A 22796-nucleotide genomic window follows, 5' to 3' on the forward strand; every position below is an offset into this window, starting at 1 on the left:
CACCTCCCATCGAACGATTTACTTGCGGATTGCCGTCCTGCCGGCAGACGCCGGATAAACGCCGCTTCCCGCGACGGATTCCAGACTGACTTTGCGGTTGCGTGCCCGGATCAGGCCGTTCGGCCGGAATATCGCGAACAGGATCAAGATCAGCCCGAAAATAAGCCGCTGCATTTTGGAAGGAGACAACGCCGTAGGGATCCCGATGTAGCCGTTGTTGGATAGGGCGTTCAGCGCGCTCGTCAGCTCGGTCAGCACCTGCAGATTCAGGATCGTAATGAGGCTCGCGCCCAAAATCACTCCCGGCACGCTGCCCATTCCGCCCAGCACGACCATGACAAGAATCGTCGTGGATTCCACGAGCGTGAAGCTTGTCGGATCGATGAAGGTCTGCTTGGCTGCGAATACGACGCCCATCATTCCGGAGAAGGAAGCTCCGATCGCGAAGGCTGCCAGCTTGGTCCGGATCAAGGGGATGCCCATCGACTGCGCGGCGATCTCGTTCTCGCGGACCGCCTTCCACGATCGCCCGAGCCGGGAATGCTCCAGCCTGCGGACCGCGAAGATGACAAGGGCAAGAATCCCGATCACGATAAAGTAAAATTGATGCGGAAACGTGAACTTGAAGCCGAACAAGTCCGGCGGCTGGATGGAGGACAGGCCCATGGCCCCGTTGGTTATATTGACCGGCTTTTCCATATTGTTGAAGATGATCCGGATGATTTCCCCGAATCCAAGCGTGACGATGGCCAGATAGTCGCCTTTGACGCGAAGCACGGGCAGACCGAGCAGAATGCCGAAGATGCCGGCCATGAAGCCGCCCAGCAGGATGAAGATCCAGAAGCTGCCGCCCGGCAGCGGGAACAGGCTGCCGGAAATGAAGTTGTTCGCCTGCGCCGTGGCAAAGATGCCGTAAGTGTACGCCCCGACTGCGAAAAAAGCGACGAAGCCCATATCCAGGAGTCCGGCAAAGCCGACGACGATGTTGAGGCCGAGCGCCATGGCGACATAAATGCCGCATTGAGCCGCTACTTCCATATAAGCCTCGTGCGACGGCCCTCCGGAGGCCGCGAAGGGGATGATCAGCAGCAGCAGGATGCCGGCAGATACCCACTTGATGCCGTTTCCGAAGCCGGTGTAATACAGCAGCAGCAGCGAGCCGAGCAGCAGCAGGAAGGCGAGAACGGATTTGTCCATCAGATAGACTGCAGCGGAAGTCGCGACGACAAAAGCAGCTAGAAGCCCTGCCTGCGCGGACTTGCTGCCGGCAAGCCTCTCGCGGGTTGGATTGATTTGCATATCCGCCACCTACACTTTCTCTTTGACGGCTCTGCCGAACAGGCCCTCGGGTTTGAAGATCAGGACGATGATGAGAATGGAGAAGGCGAAGACGTCCTTGTATTCGGCTCCAAAGCTGCCGCCGGTCAGCGTCCCGAGGTTCGAGGAGGCGAACATCTCCAGAATGCCGATGACGAAGCCGCCGAACATCGCGCCGCGGATGTTGCCGATTCCGCCTAGAACGGCTGCCGTGAACGCTTTCATGCCGAGAATGAAGCCGATATAGGGATCGATCGTCCCGTACTGCTGGGCGAACAGCACGCCGGTAGCTCCGCCGAGCGCCGATCCGATGAAGAAGGTCAGGACGATGACCTTGTTCACATTGATGGACATGAGGGAAGCCGTCTCGCGGTCTTGGGCGACGGCTCGCATCGCAACGCCCCATTTGCTCCGGTTGACGAACCGGTCCAGAGCGACCATGAGCAGCAGGGCGGCGCCGAGAATGATGAGGGTGTTGGTTTTGACGGTGGCATCGCCGAATATGCTGCTGATGGAGGAGGCGCGCAGGCTCATCCGCTCCCCGTATATGGAGCTGCTGCTCACGATATAATTGCCTGTCCGCAGCTCTGCGATGAAGCGGACGACGTCCTGGAGGACGAAGGAGACGCCGAAGGCGGCAATGAGCGAGATCAGCTTCGGAGCCTTGCGCAGCGGGCGGTAAGCCACCCGCTCGATGCCCACCCCGAGCGCGCCGGTGAACATCATCGCGATCAGCAGGATGAGCAGATAGAACAGCCAGGGCGGCAGGCTTGCGGCGAGTCCCGTTCCTTGGGCAGCGAGCAGCACAGCCGTGCCGACGAAAGCGCCCGTCATGAAAATTTCTCCGTGCGCGAAATTGATGAGTTCAAGAATTCCATATACCATCGTGTAGCCCAGCGCTACGACCGCGTAGATCGCTCCGAGCGCCATGCCGTCGATCAGCACCTGGGGAAGCGTATGCAGGATGTCGTTCATCTTATGGGCTCCTCTCCGATTCAAAAAGCAGGCGCGGAACGATCCCTTGCGGGAATCGCGCACGCCTGCGCGGCATGTCCGGCAGTTACTGGCTGACCTCCGATATCATGCTGCCCGGATAGGAAGCTCCTTCGAATTTGTAAATGAACACTTTGGCGTACAGATTGTCGCCTTTGTCGTCAAAACTCACTTTGGTCGCCACGCCTTCAAAGTCCTTCGTCGCCCGCACCGCGTCGCGGATCTTCTCGCGGGCAGGCAGCTTGCCCCCGTTGTCCTCGATGCTCTTCTTGACGGCGGCCAGCATGACCGACATCGAATCATAGGCATAGACCGAGTAGCCTTCCGGCCCTTTGCTGAATTTCGCCTGATAGTTGTCCGCCCACTGTTTGTTGGACTTCGTGATGTCCCCTGCGACGGAACTGTACAAAGTGCCGGCGACATCCTGTCCCGCGATGTCCGCCATGCCGGAGGAATCCAGCGCGTCGCCGCCCATGAGCGGAGCTGTGATCCCTTTGTCCTTCGCCTGTTTCACAAGCAGGGCGCCTTCCGCATACATCCCCCCGAAGAAGATGAGATCCGGCTTCTTGCTCTGGACGGTCGTCAGCACGCCGTTGAAGTCCTTCTCCCCGACCGTAATGCCCTCGTACCCGACGATGGTTGCTCCCGCTTCCTTGGCCGCATCCCGGAAAGCTTCGGCCAGTCCTTGGCCGTAAGCCGTCTTGTCTTGTATGACGAAGATGTTTTTGGCATTCAGCGTCTTCACCGCATATTGGGCTCCGGCAGGGCCCTGGAAGTCGTCGCGCGCGACGACGCGGTTGGCCACCTTGAGCTTGCGGTCGGTGAACTCCGTCGCCGTGCTGGCGGGGGAGATCATCGGCAGATTGTATTTTTCATAGACGACGGAGGAGGGGATGGAAACGCCGGAATTAAGATGGCCGATGACGCCCACGACGGCCTGGTCGGCGCCGATCTGCTCGGCGTTGGCAACACCCTTTTTGGCATCGCTCTGGTCATCGTACGGGACCAGCTCTAGCGTAAAGCCCAGCTTGGAGAACTCGTCCTTGTGGTCGTCGAGCGACAGCTGGGCTCCGAGCTTGATCGCCTCTCCCTGAATCGAGCTTCCGCCCGACAGCGGAGACTGCGAAGCGATCTTGATGACCTGTCCGCCGCTTTTGGCACCGCCCTCTTGGTTCGATGACGAATTGCCGTTTCCGGAGCCGCATCCTGCAGCCAATGCCATCACCAGAACAATCGCGGCAAGTCCTTTTCCTTTTCCAATCCCCTTTGAATTCATTCATTGTCCTCCCGTTTCATGTAATATTACTTAACATATATATAACGAACGCAAGGTTAGTATACCTACGAAGATGAGGTTCAGCAATCCGGTGTAACCTATCATTTTACAGTTTGTAAAAAAATAATTCCCATAATAGGGAATAGAGGATTAGTTACAGAAAGTCAACCATCTATCTTTTGGAATAAAATTTCAGATAATTATTGAAACGAAGATTATTTTATTCAGTTTCCCGGTTTTGCTAGCACATCCTATCGGGACATCGAATGAAATCAACGAAAAAAAGACCCTCGCCGTCCTCCGATTCAATCAGTGACGTTGAAGGTCTTTCGCTCATGACGACTGCTTAGGGACTAGACGGTTTCAATGATGGACGAATGGCCATCCGCTGCCGCAGGAGGCTTCATTCCATCTGTATGGCCCGCGCTCCCCTGCACGCCGACCAGCTTGTATACTCTGGACTCGTAAGGCTTCAGCGCGATTCCGGCGATATTTTCTTCGGCATCCGTCAGGTAGTTGGCCAGCAGCAGCTCGGAAGGACGGAAGGCATATTCCTCAGGAAGCTGCGCGGACGCATCGACAGGGAACAGATTGCAGAGAACGAGCAGCTTCTCGTCTCCATACGTTCTCGTATAGGCGTATATCTGCGGATGGTCGGCCAGAATCAGATCGTAAGTCCCGTATACGGCGGCGAGATTTTCCGTGCGCAGCCGAATCAGGCGCTTGTAATGATGGTAGATGGAATCCGGATCTTCCATCGCCTGCTGGACGTTGATTTCCGAATAATTCGGATTGACCTTGAGCCAAGGCGTTCCGGACGTGAAGCCGCCGTTCTCTTCCCGGCTCCACTGCATCGGCGTGCGGGAGTTGTCGCGTCCGGTTTTCCAGATGATCCGCATGATCTCGTCATGGCTCATGCCGTTTTCCGTTTCGAACCGGTACAGGTTCTTGATGGCTACGTCATTGTAATCATCGATGGAAGGGAACTGGACATTCGTCATGCCGATCTCCTGGCCCTGATAGATGAACGGCGTTCCCTGCATCAGGAAATACATCGTAGCCAGCGACTTGGATGATTCCTTCCAATAGACGCTGTCGTCGCCCCAGGTGGACACGGAGCGCGGCTGGTCATGGTTTTCCAGGAACAGTGCGTTCCATCCCATTCCTTCAAGCCCTTTTTGCCAGCGGGTAAGCGTAGACTTCAGCTGCGCCAGATCGATGCCGCCGGCGACGCTCTTGTTCCATAGGCCCAGATGCTCGAATTGGAAAATCATATTGAACGCGCCTTTGTCCTCGCCGACCCATACCTCGGCATCCTGGACCTTGACGCCGTTGGCTTCGCCGACGGTTACGATATCGTATTTCGAGAACGTCTCTTGCTTCAGCTCTTCCAGGAACTCATGGATTCCCTCGCGGTTCATGTGCCCGTCGAAGGAAGGGACGTACTTCAGATTGTCGGGATTCGGCATATCCGTAAGTCCCGGAATCTTTTTGATATGCGAGATGGCGTCAACACGGAAGCCGTCGATGCCTTTGTCCAGCCACCAGTTGACCATCCCGTACAGCTCTTTGCGGACCTCGGGATTTTCCCAGTTCAGATCCGGCTGGCGGCGGGAGAAGATATGCATGAAATACTGTCCGCTCTTCTCATCGAATTCCCAGGCCGGGCCGCTGAATATGCTCTCCCAGTTGTTCGGCTCGCTGCCGTCCGCCGCAGGATCGCGCCAAATGTAGTAATCCCGCTTCTCGTTGTCCTTGCCGGAGCGCGACTCGATGAACCATGGATGCTCGTCGGAGGTGTGGTTGATGACCAGGTCGAGAATAAGCTTCATCCCTCTGGCATGCACTTCTTCCAGCAGGAGATCGAAATCCTTCATCGTGCCGAACTCCGCCATGATGTCCTGATAATCGGAAATATCGTAGCCGTTGTCGTCATTCGGCGATTTGAAGACGGGGCAGATCCAAATAATGCCGATGCCCAGCCCCTTGAGGTAGTCGAGCTTGGAGATGATGCCCTGCAGATCTCCGATTCCGTCCCCGTTGCTGTCCATGAAGGAACGCGGGTAGATCTGATAGGCCACAGCTTCTTTCCACCATTTAATGGTTGCGGTTTGCATGGTGCTTGTCTCCTCTATTATAGACCGGGATTTTCTTTGTACAAACGTTTGCATAAAAGCAATTATAGCATAATTTAAAAGAGTGGAAAAAGCCTCATTTTCATTATGGACGCTAGTTGGGGCGTCTATTCCTGCATGCGCTCCTTCAGCAGCCTGCGAAGCCTTCCCGCCAGCAGGCGGACCGCTTGGGACGGCTTGCGGTCACGCGGCCTGACAAGCTACAGGCTTAGATGAGAATCCTTCTGGATCGACCATCGCGGTTGTTCGTTCAGAACAGCACCTTGGCCGCCGGCCCCAATGCGGCAACGATCGCTTCAAGATGTTTGTCCGGATAGATGACCAGGGGCAATTGCTTCATGTCCTTCATGGTTACGGAAGCACGCGACACAAGGGGATGCTCCCTTCCGACTCCAAGCGCCATCTGGCCGACGGCGATTTTCATAAAACGATTGCCGTCAACCAGCACGGCGTCGCCTACGGCATCATCGAGGCCGGCCGAAAGGTGAAGGAACTGGGCGTCAAAGGAGCCATCATCAATACGGCATCCGTTATTCGGCTCCCTCGCTTACCCCCCCGGAACCTTCGCTTACCACGCGACGAAGGCGCCGTCATCATGATGAGCAAATCAGCCGCCCTCGAGCTTGCCCCTCATGGCATCCGCGTCATCGCCGTCGCTCCTGGAGCGTTAGATACGCTGATTATCCAAGCGGATGAATAAACTCTTTAACGAAAAGGAAAGCCTGCATTCCGCCAATAGCCGGGTTGCAGCTTTCCTTTTCGAGTGAAACTACACGTGTGTGAAAACAGCGTCGTCATAATCGCTTTACTCCAACCTGGACCCAATCCAAGAAATTTACTTATTCGTGGATTCCTCGCTTTGCCTCATTCGGACTACCGTGTCTCGTTCGTTCAATGCCAATCCCATTCCGAGCAATCGTGATTAATAGGCCCTGTTAGAGCCTCGCGAATGTAATGTAATCGACTTGGACAGGCTCTGCCGATTCGATCCGAAGTGCCCGGTTGATCTGTCCCCGGTGATATTGACCATGCAAGAGGACCTGCAACAGGATGTCCCGGACGGACGTTCGGAACGGATCCCCGCTCTGGTTCGCATAGTCGATCATATCGTCCAACTCGGATTCCTCGAGCCCTTCGATATAGACGCGAAATTGCTCGGCGTTTTCTTCGAACGTCGTCTGGATCGCCGACAGGTCTTCCGCTGCCTCCCACAACGAATATTGCGCGCTGCCCTTGCCCTGCAATCGGGACAGCCAGACTTGTTCCGCGACCGCGATGTGCCGAACCAGCTTCAGAAGGTCCTTGTTCTTCGTCTTGCTCTCCTCGAGCGCGCCCAAGATTCGTCCGTCCGCCCAGTACATGTGGTCCATCATGCTCTTGATCGTCTTCATTTCGGTCCCCTCCTCTTCGTCTCATCGATTCTCTATCGTTCATTCGAATAATGTAAGATGAAAAAGTCCTGATCAATCAAGAGATTCTTGATCATCAGGACTGACAATACGGTGCCAAAATCAGATTACAAATCTATGCCGCAACAAGTTGCAACTGGTGTCAAACTGAATTACAACTTACACCAACGATGGCTACTTGCTGAATGCATGCTCCCGCTGGCGCAGCGCCTCATACAGCACCACGGTCGCCGCCATCGCGACATTCAGCGATTCGCTGCGGCCTTTCATCGGGATGATGATGCCGAGATCGAGCTGCTCCAACGTCTGCTCGGACAGGCCTTCGGCTTCATTCCCGAATAACAGCCATACCGGCCCAGTAAAGTCGCATTCATAACAGCTTCTCGCCGCCTGCAGGCTCGTTCCTGCCAGCAGCATGCCCCGCTCCCGGGCCTTCGGCAGCGCCTCGGCGAGATCCATCTCCAGCACCGGGAGATGGAACAGGCTGCCCATCGTCGAGCGGACGGTCTTTGGATTGTAGAGATCGACGCAGCCGCGGCCAAGAATGACGGCATCCGCTCCGGCCGCATCCGCGCTGCGGATGATCGTGCCGGCATTGCCGGGATCGCGGACGGCATCGAGCACGACGACAAGCGCATCCGGCTTGTGCAGTGCCGCTTCGTCGTAGGAAGGCTTGTCCACGACGGCGAACACCGGCGGCGGCGAATCCGTTCCGGTGCATTTGGCCAAGACCGCTGCCGAAGCAGGGACGAGCTCCGCCGCCGAATCGCGAAGCAAAGGCTCCAGCTCGGCAGGCATGCCCCGCCCGGCATCGTATACGATCGTGCCGACGGCGGCTCCGCATATAAGCGCTTCCTTGACCATATGGACGCCTTCAGCCAGGAATTGGCCGCTGCGCTTGCGGCCCTTGGCATCCAGCAAGGCCGTCCAAGCTTTTACGCGGGGATTAGAGGTTGAGGTCAACGGTTCGCTGATCACTTCCGGTTCAATTCCTCCTCGATGGAATAGGCGACCTCGAGGCCGGTCAGATCGCGGTTCGCCCCGACGACGACAAGCACTTCATCCGCTTCGATGACATGATCCGGCATCGGGGATATATCCATCTTGCCATGTGTTTTGATAGCCATGATGTTGCAGCGATGCCTGGCCCGTATATCCAGCTGCTTGAGCGTGCGCCCGACCATGGCGGGTGGAGCCTGGATCTCGATGATGCCGTAGTCCGGGGACAGCTCGATGAAGTCCAGCACATTGGGCGAGATCAGGTGATGGGCCACGCGCAGGCCCATGTCCCGCTCCGGGAACACGACGCGGTCCGCTCCGATTTTGCTGAGTACTTTGCCGTGCAGCTCGTTTTGGGCTTTGACGATCAAATAGGGGACTCCCAAATCCTTCAGGATCAGCGTCGTCAGGATGCTGGCCTGAATGTCCTCTCCGATGGCGACGACGACGACGTCGAAGTTGCGGATGCCGAGAGCGCGCAGAGCCTCTTCATCCGTCGTGTCCGCCATTACCGCATGGGTGACGAGGGGAGAGATCTCCTGAATCCGCTGCTCGTCGCTGTCGATGGCAAGCACTTCGAATCCCATCTCGGACAGGGATTGAGCTACGCTGGAGCCGAAACGGCCCATTCCGATTACGGTATATTGCTTTTTGCGCATGAAATAGTTCTCCGCCTTTCTTAAGGGCTGCATACCGTTCAGTATACCATATCCAGCTCTTTTCTTTCCCGCATCCGGACCGCATTCTTTACATGAACGATTCGACTGGGGGCATGCTATGGAGGAAATGACTCAAGGGGGAAATGCGTCCATGAATGAGTTCGACCTTCGCCAAGCCATCGCCCAGATCGTCAAGGACAAGTCGGAGAATGAACTTGGCGATATCATCCGTGAATCCATCGACGGCGACGAGAAAGCTCTTCCCGGTCTCGGCGTCTTGTTCGAGATGATCTGGAAAGACAGCGGCGGCCAGGAACAGCAGCAATTGATCGGCAAGCTGTACGGGCATCTCCATTCATCGTAATTGAACAGCCCCTGCCGCATTTTCGCGGCAGGGGCTGCTTTCATTCCGTTGATTATGGAGCCGTCTCCAGGAATTTGGAGGTCGGGTTCTTGTCGACAGCTGTCCGCATCGCATACTCGTTCTCGAACAAGGCGACGTAATTGTCCTTTTTGTCCTTGACGAGCGTCGAGTTGATCCGGAACTTGGACGGATCGATCTTGTCGTCCACGATCCAACGCGCGAACTGGAAAGGCATCCTTTGAAGGATGACATCCACGCCGTATTCGGCCTTCATGCGATACTCGAAAACCTCGAACTGCAGCTGGCCGACGACGCCTAGAATCGTATCCTCGAAACCGCTGGCGGACTGGAACACCTGAATGGTGCCTTCCTCCGTCAACTGGTCGATGCCCTTCTCGTATTGCTTTTTCTTCAAGGCGTTCTTGATCGAGACCTTGGCGAAAATTTCCGGCGAGAACGTCGGCAGCTCGTCGAATACGACCGAGCTGCCCTGCGAGAGGGAATCGCCGATGCGGAAGATGCCCGGATCGAACAATCCGATGATATCTCCCGGATAAGCCGCTTCGACGATATCCCGGTCCTGCGCGAGGAACTGCTGCGGCTGTGCCAGCTTGATGTCCTTCCCGATCCGTACATGCTTGACGCTCATGCCGCGCTCGAACCGCCCGGAACAAATACGGAGAAAAGCGATGCGGTCGCGGTGAGCCGGATTCATGTTGGCTTGGATCTTGAACACGTAACCGGTGAACTTCTCGCTCGTCGGCTCGATAGGGCCTTCCGTGCTGTTGCGAGGCTCGGGCTTCGGAGCGAGCTGCAGGAAGTTCTCGAGGAAAGTCTGCACGCCGAAGTTGTTGACGGCGCTGCCGAAGAACACCGGAGTCAGCTCGCCCGCGCGAACCTTCTCGAAGTCGAACTGGTCGCCCGCTACATCCAGCAGCTCCAGATCCTGCTCCAGCTGATCCGCGAGGTAATCGCCGGCCATTTCCCGAATGACCGGGTCCTTGTAATCGCCGACCTTGCGCACCTCGATGGTCGAGTGGTCATTGCCCTGGAACAGCTCGACCTGGCTCTTCATCCGATCGTAGACGCCGCACAGCTCCCGGCCCATGCCGATCGGCCAGTTCATCGGAACGGACCGGATGCCGAGCACGCGCTCCAGCTCCTCCATCAGATCGAACGGGCTTTGGCCTTCGCGGTCCAGCTTGTTGATGAACGTGAAGATCGGGATGCCGCGCCTGCGGCACACCTGGAACAGCTTGATCGTCTGGGCTTCGACGCCTTTGGCTACGTCGATCAGCATGACGGCGCTGTCGGCAGCGGTCAGGGTCCGATACGTGTCCTCGCTGAAGTCCTGGTGACCAGGCGTATCCAGGATGTTGACGCGATGTCCCTTATAGTCGAATTGCATGACGGAGGACGTTACCGAGATTCCGCGCTGCTTCTCGATCTCCATCCAGTCGGAGGTGGCGTGCTTGTTGGCTTTGCGGGCTTTGACCGAGCCGGCCTCGCGGATGGCGCCGCCGAACAGCAGCAGCTTCTCCGTCAGCGTCGTTTTGCCGGCATCCGGGTGGGAAATGATGGCGAACGTTCGCCGTTTGTCTACTTCTTGCTTGATTTCGTCGAGCAGTTTAGTCATGGTATTCCCCTTATATCGCGCTTTATTAGTCATGGAACAGGCTAGTGAGTCGCACATTGATGCGCTGCCTGCAGAATCAAATCGGTTGCATGCTGTCGCTCCTACGGCCTGCCGATGAGGATCGCCCTGGCGGGCGCTGCCTCGACTCCGCTCAGCTTGAGCGGGGCAACGACCATGAAGTAGGTTCCGGCCGACACATCCGCCAGCCTCAGTCCTTCCACGATAACGATATTATTGCGGAAGAGCGGGCGATGGGTCGGATAGTCGGGCTGCGAGCGCTCGATTCCGAGACCGTCCGTACCGATGCCGCGAACCCCTACATCAATTAAATACCGTGCGGCGTCTTCGCGCAAGTAAATAAAATCATCCTCGAACCGGCTGCTGAATGAATTGGCCGTCTTGAAAAGGACCCAATCGCCTCGTACAAGACCAAGAGGCTCCAAGTCCGCCCTCGTGATGGAATACGGATACATGAGTAAGGTCGACGACGCGGGCCGTGCCCGCCAGCTCTTCCAGCCCGATCGTCTCGATTCCGGCTCCATCCTCAAGCATATGCATCGGCGCATCCACATGCGTGCCGGTGTGCAGATTCATCCGCAGCTCCGATTCGTACACGCCTCCCTGGGCGAACGGCGTAACATTGCGGATCTCCGGCTTTTTGGCTTCGAGATTGGCCCATACCGCCATATCAGAATGAATGGGCATGGAAATATCGTAGATTTTGAACAAGCTTCATTCCTTCCTTTCGTCAAATAACGCTTCAATCCTGTCCGTAGCCGGACAGGATTGAACGTTGAAGCTTATGAACTCCTCACCTCGCTGCGGTGATTGAGTCGGTGCATGAGAGACGCCGCCTGCCGCGGTACGCCTCCAAGTGACGCAAGCTTGATCGCGATCACCCTCTGGGAGCCGCCGCTTTACTTCGCTCCGCCGCTGATCCAGATGACGTTGTCTTCCGCTTGGCCGTTGACAGGCCACCAGAAGAAGCCTTCTTTGTGAAGAAGCTCATCCGTAGCTTCCGGTCCCCAGGACCCGGCTGGATAGGAAAGCAGATCCTCCCCAGATTCTCTCCAGGCGGCCGCTATGCGGTCGACGAACGTCCACGCTGCCGCAACCTCGTCCCAGCGGGTGAAGTATGTCGAATCGCCGCGCGCCGCATCGTAGATCAGCAGCTCATAAGCTTCCGGCGTGTTGATGCCGACCTGGCAGCTCTGGCAGAATTCCATGGCGACAGGCTGAACCTCGTTGTCCGCTCCCGGCTTCTTGGCGTTGATCTTCAGGTAGATGCCTTCCATCGGATTGACGCGGATGACGAGCAGGTTCGGACCCAGCTTATGCCGCTTGGCGAACAGGACGTTGTCTGGAACGTTTTTGAACTCGATGACGATCTCGGTCGTTTTGACCGGCAGCCGCTTGCCCGTGCGGATGAAGAACGGAACCCCCGCCCAGCGGAAGTTGTCCACAAGCACTTTGGCGGCAAAATAAGTCTCCGTCTTGGATTCCGGATTCACGCTGTCTTCCTGGCGATAGCCCGGAAGCTCCTTGCCTTTGGACTGGCCGGAGGAGTACTGCGCCCGCACGACATTATCGCGGACTTCCTCGCTTGACGCGTACTGGCGGAGGGAGCGCAGAACCTTGACCTTCTCGTCGCGGAGACTTTCCGGATGCAGCCGTCCCGGAGGTTCCATGGCAATCATCGTGATCATCTGCAGAATATGGTTCTGCCCCATGTCCCGAAGCGCGCCGGAATTGTCGTAATAGCCGCCACGCTCCTCTACGCCGACCGTTTCGGACAGCGTAATCTGGACATTGGCGATATGATCCTTGTTCCAGAGAGGTTCGAACAGCTGGTTGGCAAAACGCAGGACCTGGATATTCTGGACCATTTCCTTGCCGAGGTAGTGGTCGATCCGGTAGACCTCTTCTTCCTTGAACACTTGGCTGATCTGTCCGTTCAGCTCGCGGGCCGATTCCAGATCATAGCCGAAAGGCTTCTCGATGACGAGCTTATGCCATCCCTTGGATTCCAGAAGGCCTCCGTCGCGAAGATTGAACGACACCGGACCGAAAAGCTCCGGAGCGAGAGCAAGATAGAACAGCCGGTTGCCTTCGATGCCGAATTTCTCATCCAGCTCCGAGGAGAGCTGATTCAGCTCCCGGAAGCCGTCGACGTTATGGATATCGAGCGGCTTGTAGACGAAGTGGTCGGCGAATTTCCGCCATACCTCCGCATCGGTCGGCTTGTACCGGCAAAATTCCATGATGGACTCGTATACGTCCTGGCGGAACTGCTCATTGTCCCGCGAACGGCGGGCGAGTCCGACAACTGCGAAATTCTCTGCCAGCTTGCCTTCTTTATATAAGGAGAACAGCGCCGGGAACAGCTTCCTCCGCGCCAGATCGCCCGTGGCTCCGAACAGATAATAGACCGCGCCTTCAGCAGCCGATGATTCCTGTTTGCTAGAGTAGTTCATGTTCCCTCATTCTTTCGTCATAAATTTTTGGATGCATCAGCTTGATATGGTATGTAGTGTATCATAACGATGCGGGAATCGCCATTCATGGCGGCCAATCTTCATGGGGCCTTCACGTACCCTCTGTCCCGCTCTCCGAAAGGTCTCCCGTGATGAGCGGAATGCCGGCCGTGATCTCTGCAGGGAAGCCCGCATCGCCTCCGCTATGCTCCGCCAGCTGGATGCCGGCTGACGGGCTCCCTTCCTTGCCTTCTCCAAGCCGCATGGCTCCTGCCAATGCAGTCGAGCTGTACGTCCGGACAATCGTTCTGGAATCCTTATATTCATCCAGAGCGACTCCTGCCGCCTTTTGCGCAATGCGGCCAGCAGCGCCGATCCGGATAGCCCTGCCGTACAGCTTGATGCTCATCATCGGCTCGGAGCCCGTGCCGGTCGCGGTCAGTGCCGCATTAACCTCGATCATTTCATTCAAGATAGCTTGAAGCTCGGCTGCAGGCGGAGCGTGGTAGGTCATGACGGCTGGCCGCGCCGCTCCCCTGTTCTCAGGATCCGTGCCGAGCAGCTGCAATTTAAGCGTGCCGTCCGCCGATGAACGCGCCGCTTCCCATAGGATGCCCCCGCTGGTTTTGTTTTCATCCTTCCCGCCGGCAAAGTCTTTCACGTCCGCCGTCATGCCGAGCGCTTCCGCCGTCTTGGCCGCCTGATCCGCCGTCATCCCCTCCACGCTCCAGCGCAAATGCCAGGAGGCCGCTCTGGATCCGCCTCCCAGCTCGGCGTCTGCCCAGTTCCACAGCTTCTCCATATCCTCGCCGGTTGCGGAGGACATCTGAACGTCCGGCTCTTTCGGTGCCGTCACGCTCCAGCCGATCGAACCTTTGCCGCCGGCTGTATAGATCGTAGCGAGAACGGCTAGCGCAAGAAAGGCCAGCATAACGCCTGCGCCTTGTTTGGCTCGCATATTGCTCATCATAGCCCCTCCATTCTTATTGTCCGTTAACGGGGTATTTGACCGTACGCATCAGCCATCAGTTGAATATAATGCATCATTCCATCTATCAAGGAAAACCAGAAAGGATGAGCAACGGAAAATGGAACCTATTCGGCCCTTGCACGAAGAACATGTCAAGCGTTTCTGCGGAATGCCGGTATGCGCCATTCTCAAGGACGGCACCCGCCATATGGGTATTCTCACCGCTTGCCATGGCGGGCGGGTCTATCTGAACGGCGGCGAAGAGCTTCATAAGCGCCAGCAGCAAGGAATCGGGATTTTAGGGAAGCCGGCAAAAGGCAAAGCAAAAAAATCCAAAGCTTCCAAACCCGAGAAGGAGCAAGTTCTGGAGCAGGAAGTCCACACTCAGGCTTATCCATACGGCCCTGGTCCCTATGGCGGCCGAGGTCCGTACGGATACGGATACGGATACGGATACGGCGCTGCAGTCGGCGTCGACCTCGCACTCCTCGCATTCCTGCTGCTGATCTGACAAACCGGCGATAGTCGAACAGCCCGCTGACGTTTCCGGGACAGGAAGCTTCGGCAGGCTGTTTCTCTATGGAGCTTATAGGGGTAATGAATTCCAATTCCAGCCTGAGGGAGGCTTCCTGATGATAGGTCCTTTGCGTCGAATGAACCGCATCTTCCATGTGGAAAAAGTAACGCCGACAGTCCCCGTTGCCCCTGTCGCTCGAGAGCGGGAAGATGCAGGCTTGTCCGACCATCGCATGGATGGCATGACAACCCGGTTCGTCTCCGACTTTCGCCTGACTGCATCCTGGCTCCAGGCTGCGAGCCGACTGCGTCCGCTCATCCAGAACATGCGCCGCCGGCGCCTGCAGCTGCTGAGCGACGGAGCGGCAGGAATTGATCTCTCGGGACTCGCTGAGACGGTATACGAGCTTGCGGAACGATGGAACGATCTGGAGCTGCTTTATTTCCGCTGCAGACCTGGCCTCAATCCTTCCATTGAGACCGACCTGCGCTCCATGCGATCCCATCCTGCCGCTCGTCATGCCGGATTGGACATGAACAGGCAAGGGGAATGGAGAGTCAATCCCATCGCCCTCAACCAGCAGCTCGAGAACCGCCCCGATGCTGTGCTTCGAGCCTTGTTCTCGTCGGAAGGACTGCTTCCTTACGCCGATCAGCTGCTCGCCTCATTCGAAGCACAGCCTGCAGCATCCCTTATCGATCATTCCAATCTGCCTTCGGCGGGAACCTATAACGAGGACGGGGTTCTCGATGGGATGACGCATCGTCAGGTCTCGTCATTCAGCTTCTTAGCTTAGGCCTCTTAAGCGCCTCGTGCTGAATTCTTAGTCCACGGCCAGATCATGTTTGTGCGCATATATAGCCGCCTGCGTGCGATCCTCTACGCCGAGCTTGTTGAGCACGTTGGTCACATGGAATTTGACGGTCTTGATGCTGATGAACAGCTTGTCGGCGATATCCTGATTGGACAAGCCCTGCGCGACCAGCATGAGCACATCCATTTCCCGCTCGGTAAGATCTTCATGAGGCGGTTTCTGGACTGGCTGCTTGGGTTGACGGAGCCTGCTCATCATTTTGGCTGCCACCTGGGATTCCAGCACGGATTGTCCTCTTGCCGCAGCCCGAATCGCTTCGGCTATTTCGCTTGCCCGTGAAGTTTTGAGCAGGTAGCTGAACGCTCCTGCTTCAATGACCGGGTACATCTTGCTGTCGTCGAGATAGCTCGTAAGCACGATGACCTTGCAATCCGGCATGATCTCCATCAGCCTCCGGGTCGTTTCGACTCCGTCCATCTCTTCCATGACCAGATCCATCAGCACGACATCCGGGGTGTAAGCGGTAGCCAACCTGATTCCTTCGGTTCCGTTGCCGGCCTCTCCCACAACCTCGATGCCCTCTTCCGTATCGAGCACCGCTGCAAGACCGATCCGAACCATCTCATGGTCGTCTACAAGCAGCACCTTGATCGGCCTTGCCATTCCGCTGTCCCGCTCCATTCGTTCCGGCATGCTCATGGTTAGAATCCGCCCTTTCCGTCTTCCAGGGGAAGCCACATTTCAATGGCCGTTCCTTCGCCCGGAGCCGTATGAATTTGTATGTTGCCGCCAAGCTCATGAATCCGCTCTTCCATCGTCAGCAAGCCGTAGGAGGCCTGTTTCTTTTCTTCCAGATCGAAGCCGACGCCATTATCGGCAAAGCTCAGCTTGGCTTTGGCTCCATCCCGCTCCAGCCTCATGACCATCTTGCTGGCTTTGGCATGGCGCAGAGCGTTGGACAACGCCTCTTGGGCAATCCGGAACAAATGATCCTCGGCACTGGGGCGGAACAGAACGGTCGGATCAACATCAACCGTAATGTCCATCGGGACCTTTGCTTTCAGCTCCCCGACCAGCCGTTCAAGCGCCTGGGCCAAGTTTTTGCCATCCAAATGAACAGGACGCAAATGCAGCAGAAGCGCTCTCATTTCGGATTGTGCCACGGCCGCCATTTCCTCTATCAGCTGCACCTGCCTGCGTGCACGCTCCCAATCCTTCTCGATCGTCCGGCTTACCGCTGTTGCGGTCATGGAAATGGCGAACAGCTGCTGGCTTACGGCGTCATGCAGCTCGCGAGCCAAACGCTGCCGCTCTTCGATGACAGCGGTGAACTTGACCTGCTCCCGCCACTCTTCCTGCTCCTCGGTTTCTTCCGGACGGGATCCCTCTCCCTCGGGAGAATGGGGAATGGTAATCGATTTGCGCCTGCTCTGCTGCTGGTTCAGCTTGCGGAGAGCTTCTCTAAGCTTGGACGTCTGGAGATAGCTGTTCAGCACAGCACCGGCGAGCGCCGCCGCGATTACCGCCAGCCCGTATAACGCCCCTTTTCCTTGTATGGCAAAGATTTCGACATATCCGGTTCCTTGCAGCACGATGAGCAGCAATCCAAGGATGATAAGCAGCCACAGTACCGTTTCAAGAACGTTTTTCTTTGTAGGTCCCTGACCCTTTCCTGGAGGCTTTTTGGCAGCCACAACGATACTCCCCCTTCTTTCTCTCTCTACTTTACCTGTCCGGCGTCAACGGTTCAAGCATTCATCCTTTGCAAGCAAACAAGCCTCGGAACCAGGCGGCTGCGCCGCCGTGTCCGAGGCTTGCGATAGCAAAGCTTAATTCGCTGCGTCTTCTTGTGCAGCACTTGCCTGAGGAGGATTCAGCTTGTTTTTGAGCTGCTGCAGCTGTTCTTCTACCTTCAGCTGGTTCTCTGGACGGATGGAGGCAGCTCCCTCCGCTTTATAGCCGCTTCCGTAAGGTCTGCGGAGAACATCGGCTTCGGCCTCCATCTGCATGATCTTTTCTTCCATGCGGCCGAATCCGCGGGATGCAGTGCCGGTATCGATGGAGCCGACATTGGCCGATGCCTGCGACATCTGCTTTTTCGCCTTTGCCATTTGGGCACGAGCGGCCAGCTCGTTGCGTTTGTTGCGAAGCTGGTAGTACTCGTCTTTCATGCCGTACAGCTGCTGCTTCAGCTCGTCGGCTTGGCTCTTCGCTTCCAGATGAAGCTGGCTGTATTCTTGCACTTTCTCCTCGAAATACAGCTTTTCTTCCAGAAGCTTGCGGGCGAGATCCTCTTGGCCGGAACGAAGAGCCGTTTCTGCTTTGCTGTCACGATCCGAGACGCTTCTTGCCGCTTCGTCGAAGCGCTGCTGCATGCGGCGCTCGTTGGCCATTTGCTTCGCTACCGTAACCTCGGCCTGGTGGATTTCCTGCTCCATGTCGCGGAGGTATTGGTTCAGCATAACGACCGGATCTTCCATTTTATCCAGTGCCTCGTGCATCGAAGCTTTTGTAATATCTTTCAGGCGTTTGAAAATACCCATGTTGTTATTCTCCCTTCTCATACTTCGAAAGTTTGGCTTTCAGTTCTTCCAGCTCGTTGCGCAGAGCTTTCTTCTCCAGGTCATCCATCATCTTGTCCAAGTCTGCCTGGCGGTTGCTGTCGGACTGCCATCCTGCCGTTGTCGGACCTTCCTGGTATTGCGGAGGGTTGCGGTAAGGGCCGCCATGCTGGCCGCCTCCTGCGCCTTGGCCGAATCCTGTGCGGCTGCGGCCTTGATCGTTGTGTCCTCCATAGAAGTCGCCGCTCCGTCCATCCTGATAAGACCCGAAGTTTCCTGGAGGAAACTGGTTATAGTCATGCTCCTTCGGAATTACCAGCGCCGCCAGGATATAGATGGCAATGGCTGCGCCGCTTGTGCAGACGGCAAGGATGATTGTCAGGATACGAAGCAGATTGGCATCCACATTGAAGTAATCCGACAGCCCGCCGCATAATCCGAACAGAACTTTTTTTCGTCTGGAGCGAAATAATTGCTTCATGATGTTAGGTTCCTCCTTGTCCCAGCTTTCTCTTCAGCTGTTCCAATTCCATTTCTACTGCCGTTTGATAGGAAGAGTTGCCGGCATGGCCTACGGTACCTTCGCTGCGAAGATCCCTGAGGCTGCGCGCTTCGTGCTCCATATCCGTGATCCGATCGTCGAGCCTGCGGAACATGCCATCCGGCTTGCCGCCGGGCTGACCGGAAACGGCTCCTGTGTAACGGGCGTTCATTCGCTGCTGCAGCTTCAGGGATTCCATGCGAGCCGCATAGTACTCTCGCTTGTCATACACGATCTGGTACTCGCTTCTCATCTCCTGAAGATTTCTTTCCAGGTCTTCCACGCTCTGGCGGCCTTGCTCGTACAGATCGCGATACTGCTTGGCGCGTTCCTCTGCCGATGCTTTCTCATGAAGGGCTATGCGGGCCAACTGCTCTTCGCCGGCTTTAAGCGCGGTGACGGCTTGCTGCTCCCGCTTTTCCTTCTGCTGCTCAGCGGTGAGCCATTGCATTTTCAATTGCTGGTTATGGGAAGAATACTGCTGGTACAGACGCTCCGATTGAATGATCTCTTCCCGTGTCGACCACAGGAACTGATCGATCAGCCGTACCGGATCTTCTGCTTTCTCTAGGTGCTCGTTCAGTGTTGCGATCGTTATGTCTCTGACTCTGCGGATAATACTCATATTTGTCCTCCTCTAACGGTTGCTCTCTTTCTTTTCGTTAATGAATCCTTTTTCCTTTAAAGAGGGAGACTCCCCATACAATCAGTCCGACTGCGAACAGCAGCATGATCAGAGGCGTTAATTTTCCAAGCAGCCAAATGGCTCCTACGAAGAGAAGAACTCCGCCTACGATCCGGTTGCCGTTCCTCCAGCCGATGACTCCAAGTCCCAGAACAATAAGAGGGAAGATCAAGGATACGGCCCAACTGATCAAATGACCCAATCCGAGAAATTTCATGGCCAGCAATGCGCCTGCCACAACCAAAATGATGCCTACCGTTGAATTGCGTTTCATCTCTGATTGCCACCGCCTTTCGATTCGCATATATGCTCTCTTACTTATGTCCTTATTTTAGGCCATCCCAGCAAAGTTCAAAACGGACTTGCGAACGTTTCTATACCTGGACTGAGGTCGGGGAGCGTCTCCGTCCTGGAATTGGGAAGGGCTGCGACCTGCTTATGACAAGCCTGAAACGTTGAAATCAGAGGTCCATATTTAATGGATACAGGTTTATACTAGTAAAGAAGAAGGGCTATATCTACGTAAGGGGTGCAGCTATGGAGTCCACCGTCGACCATGCTTCCTATTTCATGGATACCGCAACAAAATCCAAACGGCTTCATGTGATGGAATGGCGTCCTTCCGGAACAGCTAGAGCCATCATTCAATTAAGCCATGGCATGGCCGAACACGTCGCAAGGTATGACTCCTTTGCAAGGGAGATGGCCCAGGACGGATATATCCTTATCGGCCATGACCACATCGGACATGGTCTATCTGCAGGAGTAGGCGGTTTAGGCCATATGCCAGCATCAGGAGGATGGCAGGAGGCTTCCATGGACCTTCAGCGAATAGCGCTTCATGCGAAGGATCGGTTTCCAAATTTGCCACTCCTATTATTCGGGCACAGCATGGGATCCTTTCTGGCGAGAACCTGCCTGATCGATGCTCCGGACTTATGGCAGGCTTGCATTTTGAGCGGGACAGCCTGGAATCCTGCCCTTGCATTGGCCGCAGGCCAAACCTTGATTCGGCTTGAGATGATGCTGAGAGGTGAACATGCCCGCTCCGAGTTGTTGAACAAAATCATTTTCGGTTCCTACAACAAGAAATTCAAGCCTAATCGAACCCGTTACGACTGGCTTACGGTAGATGAAGGCAATGTGGACCGTTATATTGCGGATCCAAATTGCGGATTCATCCCTTCTGTCGGTTTTTTCAGCAGCTTGATTGCAACCGGAATCCCTTACATTCAGGATCGGAATCATCTAGCTAAAATGAACAAAACGATGCCCGTATATTTCTTTTCCGGCACCGATGATCCGGTCGGCCAATATGGCAAAGGCGTTGAACGTACGTTTCAAGCTTTTTTGGATGCCGGGATGAGCGACGTCACGATGAAGCTTTACCCAGATGTCCGTCATGAGGCTATTCAAGAATCGAATCGGAATGATATACGGGAAGATCTCAAGCTTTGGCTGATTTCCAAACTTTAATTTTTTTAGTGGATGCAAAAGAAAAAGGCTTGTAGAACCGCATAAGCGATTCTACAAGCCTTTTTGAATGCTGGTGAAGGGACTCGAACCCCCACTCCGTCTCCGGAAGCGGATTTTGAGTCCGCCGCGTCTGCCATTCCGCCACACCAGCACATATAAAATTTCCTCTTCACTCTATTAGTTCAAGAGGCAGAGGAATCAAACTTCATTTAAATGGAGAGATAATGGCGTGCCCTAAGAGATTCGAACTCCTGACCTTTTGATTCGTAGTCAAATGCTCTATCCAGCTGAGCTAAGGGCACACGTTAGATAAGATGGAGGCGCCACCCAGACTCGAACTGGGGGTAGAGCTTTTGCAGAGCTCTGCCTTACCACTTGGCTATGGCGCCATAAAACAATGGAGCGGAAGACGGGAATCGAACCCGCGACCCTCGCCTTGGCAAGGCGATGCTCTACCGCTGAGCCACTTCCGCAAATAATGGCTGGGGATTCAGGGATCGAACCTGAGAATGACGGAGTCAAAGTCCGTTGCCTTACCGCTTGGCTAATCCCCAATAAAACATGGGGCGATCGAGGGGAATTGAACCCCCGAATGCCGGAACCACAATCCGGTGCGTTAACCACTTCGCCACGATCGCCATACTGGCAGGGGCAGCAGGAATTGAACCCACACTAACGGTTTTGGAGACCGCTGTTCTACCTTTAAACTATGCCCCTAAAAACTGGTGGAGGATGATGGATTCGAACCACCGAACTCGTCAGAGAACAGATTTACAGTCTGCTGCGTTTGGCCACTTCGCTAATCCTCCAAAAAAATGGTGCCGCCGAGAGGACTTGAACCCCCAACCTACTGATTACAAGTCAGTTGCTCTACCAGTTGAGCTACAGCGGCATATTCAATTATCAAAAAACATGGTGGCTCGGGACGGAATCGAACCGCCGACACAAGGATTTTCAGTCCTTTGCTCTACCAACTGAGCTACCGAGCCTGAATGCTTATTGAAAAAAATGGCGGAGCTGACGGGATTCGAACCCGCGGTCTCCTGCGTGACAGGCAGGCATGTTAGGCCTCTACACCACAGCTCCATATTGGTTGCGGGGACAGGATTTGAACCTGTGACCTTCGGGTTATGAGCCCGACGAGCTACCGGACTGCTCCACCCCGCGGTAGTTGAATGGTGGAAGCTGAGGGGATCGAACCCCCGACCCTCTGCTTGTAAGGCAGATGCTCTCCCAGCTGAGCTAAGCTTCCATGATGGTGACCCGTAGGGGATTCGAACCCCTGTTACCTCCGTGAAAGGGAGGTGTCTTAACCCCTTGACCAACGGGCCTTGATTGAAAAGAACGGAGAGAGAGGGATTCGAACCCTCGCACCACTTACGCAGTCTAACCCCTTAGCAGAGGGTCCCCTTGAGCCACTTGGGTATCTCTCCAAACGAAAAGTCTTGCTACGGAGAAGGAGGGATTCGAACCCTCGATACGCGATTAACGTATACACGATTTCCAATCGTGCTCCTTCGACCACTCGGACACTTCTCCATATGGCTCCCCGAACAGGACTCGAACCTGTGACAACTCGATTAACAGTCGAGTGCTCTACCAACTGAGCTATCAGGGAAAATACTTGGTGGAGCCAAGGAGGATCGAACTCCTGACCTCCTGCTTGCAAGGCAGGCGCTCTCCCAGCTGAGCTATGGCCCCATGTTCTATGTATTGAATCATCGAACACCAGGTATAAACAGGCTTTCAAGCTTGCGCCTTGAAAACTGGATCGAACGAATATGGATGCTGAGTCCATTTGCTTTTCTTACATGGCTAGCGAATCGTATTCGGATTCATTCTCGCCATGTCTCGCTCACGGTCATCGTCTTGCGACGACCTCCCGTGATGCTTGATCCATAGGATAAGCCCTCGACCGATTAGTATTCGTCAGCTGCACGCATTGCTGCGCTTCCACCCCGAACCTATCA

21 protein-coding genes, 18 tRNA genes and 1 pseudogene are annotated in these 22796 nt (G+C 55.5%); 5 read left to right on the forward strand and 35 right to left on the reverse strand.

The features are described 5' to 3' along the window. Positions 1 to 18 precede the first annotated feature (18 nt). The 4 genes from ACLBWT_RS22650 to ACLBWT_RS22665 form a co-directional block, all read right to left on the reverse strand. On the reverse strand, positions 19 to 1299 hold the full coding sequence (locus tag ACLBWT_RS22650; protein WP_447665370.1) for a branched-chain amino acid ABC transporter permease: 1281 nt from the start codon (positions 1297 to 1299) through the stop codon (positions 19 to 21). A gap of 9 nt (positions 1300 to 1308) precedes the next feature. After that, positions 1309 to 2292, reverse strand: a complete 984-nt coding sequence (locus ACLBWT_RS22655; RefSeq protein ID WP_447665345.1) for a branched-chain amino acid ABC transporter permease — start codon at positions 2290 to 2292, stop codon at positions 1309 to 1311. 85 nt (positions 2293 to 2377) lie between these two features. Beyond that, a complete protein-coding gene (locus ACLBWT_RS22660; RefSeq protein WP_447665347.1) occupies positions 2378 to 3586 on the reverse strand; it encodes a branched-chain amino acid ABC transporter substrate-binding protein in 1209 nt (402 codons plus the stop codon). A gap of 353 nt (positions 3587 to 3939) precedes the next feature. Continuing rightward, positions 3940 to 5703, reverse strand: coding sequence for a glycoside hydrolase family 13 protein (locus tag ACLBWT_RS22665; protein WP_447665349.1), 1764 nt, complete (start codon positions 5701 to 5703; stop codon positions 3940 to 3942). Positions 5704 to 6097: 394 nt separating this feature from the next. On the opposite strand from ACLBWT_RS22665, the gene ACLBWT_RS22670 reads away from it, so the two are divergent. Then, complete coding sequence (locus ACLBWT_RS22670; protein ID WP_447665351.1) at positions 6098 to 6421, forward strand: SDR family oxidoreductase; 324 nt, start codon at positions 6098 to 6100, stop codon at positions 6419 to 6421. Between the two features lie 235 nt (positions 6422 to 6656). On the opposite strand, the gene ACLBWT_RS22675 is transcribed toward ACLBWT_RS22670, so the two are convergent. The 3 genes from ACLBWT_RS22675 to ACLBWT_RS22685 form a co-directional block, all read right to left on the reverse strand. Then, positions 6657 to 7112: a DinB family protein gene (locus tag ACLBWT_RS22675; protein ID WP_447665352.1), complete on the reverse strand. Its 456-nt coding sequence runs from the start codon at positions 7110 to 7112 to the stop codon at positions 6657 to 6659. 192 nt (positions 7113 to 7304) lie between these two features. Next, a complete protein-coding gene (locus ACLBWT_RS22680; protein ID WP_447665354.1) occupies positions 7305 to 8108 on the reverse strand; it encodes a TrmH family RNA methyltransferase in 804 nt (267 codons plus the stop codon). Beyond that, positions 8105 to 8788, reverse strand: a complete 684-nt coding sequence (locus ACLBWT_RS22685) for a potassium channel family protein (protein ID WP_447665356.1) — start codon at positions 8786 to 8788, stop codon at positions 8105 to 8107. Before ACLBWT_RS22685 ends, ACLBWT_RS22680 begins: the two co-directional genes overlap by 4 nt. Positions 8789 to 8939: 151 nt before the next feature. Between ACLBWT_RS22685 and sspI the strand changes: the two genes are divergently transcribed. Then, complete coding sequence (gene sspI, locus ACLBWT_RS22690; RefSeq protein WP_021879181.1) at positions 8940 to 9152, forward strand: small acid-soluble spore protein SspI; 213 nt, start codon at positions 8940 to 8942, stop codon at positions 9150 to 9152. Positions 9153 to 9204: 52 nt separating this feature from the next. Here the strand turns inward: sspI and ACLBWT_RS22695 are convergent, their stop codons facing one another. The 4 genes and pseudogenes from ACLBWT_RS22695 to ACLBWT_RS22710 form a co-directional block, all read right to left on the reverse strand. Next, entirely contained in the window at positions 9205 to 10788 is a 1584-nt protein-coding gene (locus tag ACLBWT_RS22695) for a peptide chain release factor 3 (RefSeq protein ID WP_447665358.1), read from the reverse strand. A 101-nt stretch (positions 10789 to 10889) separates the two neighbouring features. Continuing rightward, positions 10890 to 11517: pseudogene (locus ACLBWT_RS22700) on the reverse strand (cyclase family protein). Positions 11518 to 11705: 188 nt separating this feature from the next. Beyond that, positions 11706 to 13262, reverse strand: coding sequence for a glucose-6-phosphate dehydrogenase (gene zwf / locus ACLBWT_RS22705; protein ID WP_447665359.1), 1557 nt, complete (start codon positions 13260 to 13262; stop codon positions 11706 to 11708). 112 nt (positions 13263 to 13374) lie between these two features. After that, complete coding sequence (locus ACLBWT_RS22710) at positions 13375 to 14229, reverse strand: hypothetical protein (protein ID WP_447665360.1); 855 nt, start codon at positions 14227 to 14229, stop codon at positions 13375 to 13377. A gap of 121 nt (positions 14230 to 14350) precedes the next feature. On the opposite strand from ACLBWT_RS22710, the gene ACLBWT_RS22715 reads away from it, so the two are divergent. After that, positions 14351 to 14743 (forward strand): hypothetical protein, encoded by a 393-nt coding sequence (locus ACLBWT_RS22715; protein ID WP_447665361.1) that lies wholly within the window; start codon positions 14351 to 14353, stop codon positions 14741 to 14743. 121 nt (positions 14744 to 14864) lie between these two features. After that, positions 14865 to 15545 carry a hypothetical protein gene (locus tag ACLBWT_RS22720; RefSeq protein WP_447665362.1) on the forward strand — a complete coding sequence of 227 codons (681 nt, stop codon included), beginning with the start codon at positions 14865 to 14867 and terminating at the stop codon, positions 15543 to 15545. Between the two features lie 27 nt (positions 15546 to 15572). On the opposite strand, the gene ACLBWT_RS22725 is transcribed toward ACLBWT_RS22720, so the two are convergent. The 6 genes from ACLBWT_RS22725 to ACLBWT_RS22750 all read right to left on the reverse strand — a co-directional run bounded on the left by ACLBWT_RS22725 (position 15573) and on the right by ACLBWT_RS22750 (position 19624). Continuing rightward, positions 15573 to 16226: a response regulator gene (locus tag ACLBWT_RS22725; protein WP_447665371.1), complete on the reverse strand. Its 654-nt coding sequence runs from the start codon at positions 16224 to 16226 to the stop codon at positions 15573 to 15575. A gap of 38 nt (positions 16227 to 16264) precedes the next feature. Further along, positions 16265 to 17257 (reverse strand): sensor histidine kinase, encoded by a 993-nt coding sequence (locus ACLBWT_RS22730; RefSeq protein ID WP_447665363.1) that lies wholly within the window; start codon positions 17255 to 17257, stop codon positions 16265 to 16267. Positions 17258 to 17392: 135 nt separating this feature from the next. Beyond that, on the reverse strand, positions 17393 to 18106 hold the full coding sequence (locus ACLBWT_RS22735) for a PspA/IM30 family protein (protein ID WP_447665364.1): 714 nt from the start codon (positions 18104 to 18106) through the stop codon (positions 17393 to 17395). A gap of 4 nt (positions 18107 to 18110) precedes the next feature. Then, the gene (locus ACLBWT_RS22740) at positions 18111 to 18605 is read right to left on the reverse strand and encodes a PspC domain-containing protein (protein ID WP_447665365.1); all 495 of its coding nucleotides are present in this window, start codon (positions 18603 to 18605) and stop codon (positions 18111 to 18113) included. Positions 18606 to 18609: 4 nt separating this feature from the next. Continuing rightward, positions 18610 to 19290, reverse strand: coding sequence for a PspA/IM30 family protein (locus ACLBWT_RS22745; RefSeq protein ID WP_447665366.1), 681 nt, complete (start codon positions 19288 to 19290; stop codon positions 18610 to 18612). Between the two features lie 37 nt (positions 19291 to 19327). Continuing rightward, a complete protein-coding gene (locus ACLBWT_RS22750; RefSeq protein ID WP_447665367.1) occupies positions 19328 to 19624 on the reverse strand; it encodes a LiaF transmembrane domain-containing protein in 297 nt (98 codons plus the stop codon). A gap of 263 nt (positions 19625 to 19887) precedes the next feature. On the opposite strand from ACLBWT_RS22750, the gene ACLBWT_RS22755 reads away from it, so the two are divergent. Then, the gene (locus ACLBWT_RS22755; RefSeq protein ID WP_447665368.1) at positions 19888 to 20826 is read left to right on the forward strand and encodes an alpha/beta fold hydrolase; all 939 of its coding nucleotides are present in this window, start codon (positions 19888 to 19890) and stop codon (positions 20824 to 20826) included. Between the two features lie 68 nt (positions 20827 to 20894). Here the strand turns inward: ACLBWT_RS22755 and ACLBWT_RS22760 are convergent. The 18 genes from ACLBWT_RS22760 to ACLBWT_RS22845 all read right to left on the reverse strand — a co-directional run bounded on the left by ACLBWT_RS22760 (position 20895) and on the right by ACLBWT_RS22845 (position 22527). Next, positions 20895 to 20977, reverse strand: a tRNA-Leu gene (locus ACLBWT_RS22760). Between the two features lie 74 nt (positions 20978 to 21051). After that, a tRNA-Arg gene (locus tag ACLBWT_RS22765) sits at positions 21052 to 21128 on the reverse strand. A gap of 13 nt (positions 21129 to 21141) precedes the next feature. After that, positions 21142 to 21215, reverse strand: a tRNA-Cys gene (locus ACLBWT_RS22770). Positions 21216 to 21224: 9 nt separating this feature from the next. Continuing rightward, a tRNA-Gly gene (locus ACLBWT_RS22775) sits at positions 21225 to 21299 on the reverse strand. A gap of 6 nt (positions 21300 to 21305) precedes the next feature. Then, positions 21306 to 21380, reverse strand: a tRNA-Gln gene (locus ACLBWT_RS22780). Between the two features lie 8 nt (positions 21381 to 21388). Then, positions 21389 to 21464 (reverse strand) — tRNA-His (locus tag ACLBWT_RS22785). Between the two features lie 5 nt (positions 21465 to 21469). Next, positions 21470 to 21543: transfer RNA gene (locus ACLBWT_RS22790), tRNA-Trp, on the reverse strand. Between the two features lie 6 nt (positions 21544 to 21549). Continuing rightward, positions 21550 to 21635 (reverse strand) — tRNA-Tyr (locus ACLBWT_RS22795). Between the two features lie 7 nt (positions 21636 to 21642). Continuing rightward, positions 21643 to 21718, reverse strand: a tRNA-Thr gene (locus ACLBWT_RS22800). 21 nt (positions 21719 to 21739) lie between these two features. Further along, positions 21740 to 21815: transfer RNA gene (locus ACLBWT_RS22805), tRNA-Phe, on the reverse strand. Between the two features lie 20 nt (positions 21816 to 21835). Continuing rightward, a tRNA-Asp gene (locus ACLBWT_RS22810) sits at positions 21836 to 21912 on the reverse strand. Positions 21913 to 21916: 4 nt separating this feature from the next. Further along, positions 21917 to 21993, reverse strand: a tRNA-Met gene (locus ACLBWT_RS22815). A 9-nt stretch (positions 21994 to 22002) separates the two neighbouring features. Next, positions 22003 to 22078 (reverse strand) — tRNA-Val (locus ACLBWT_RS22820). Between the two features lie 4 nt (positions 22079 to 22082). Next, positions 22083 to 22157 (reverse strand) — tRNA-Glu (locus tag ACLBWT_RS22825). A gap of 14 nt (positions 22158 to 22171) precedes the next feature. Next, positions 22172 to 22259: transfer RNA gene (locus tag ACLBWT_RS22830), tRNA-Ser, on the reverse strand. Between the two features lie 18 nt (positions 22260 to 22277). Continuing rightward, positions 22278 to 22365 (reverse strand) — tRNA-Ser (locus ACLBWT_RS22835). Positions 22366 to 22368: 3 nt separating this feature from the next. Continuing rightward, positions 22369 to 22444 (reverse strand) — tRNA-Asn (locus ACLBWT_RS22840). Between the two features lie 7 nt (positions 22445 to 22451). Next, a tRNA-Ala gene (locus ACLBWT_RS22845) sits at positions 22452 to 22527 on the reverse strand. Positions 22528 to 22796 lie beyond the last annotated feature (269 nt).

It is taken from the genome of Paenibacillus sp. D51F, assembly GCF_053345695.1.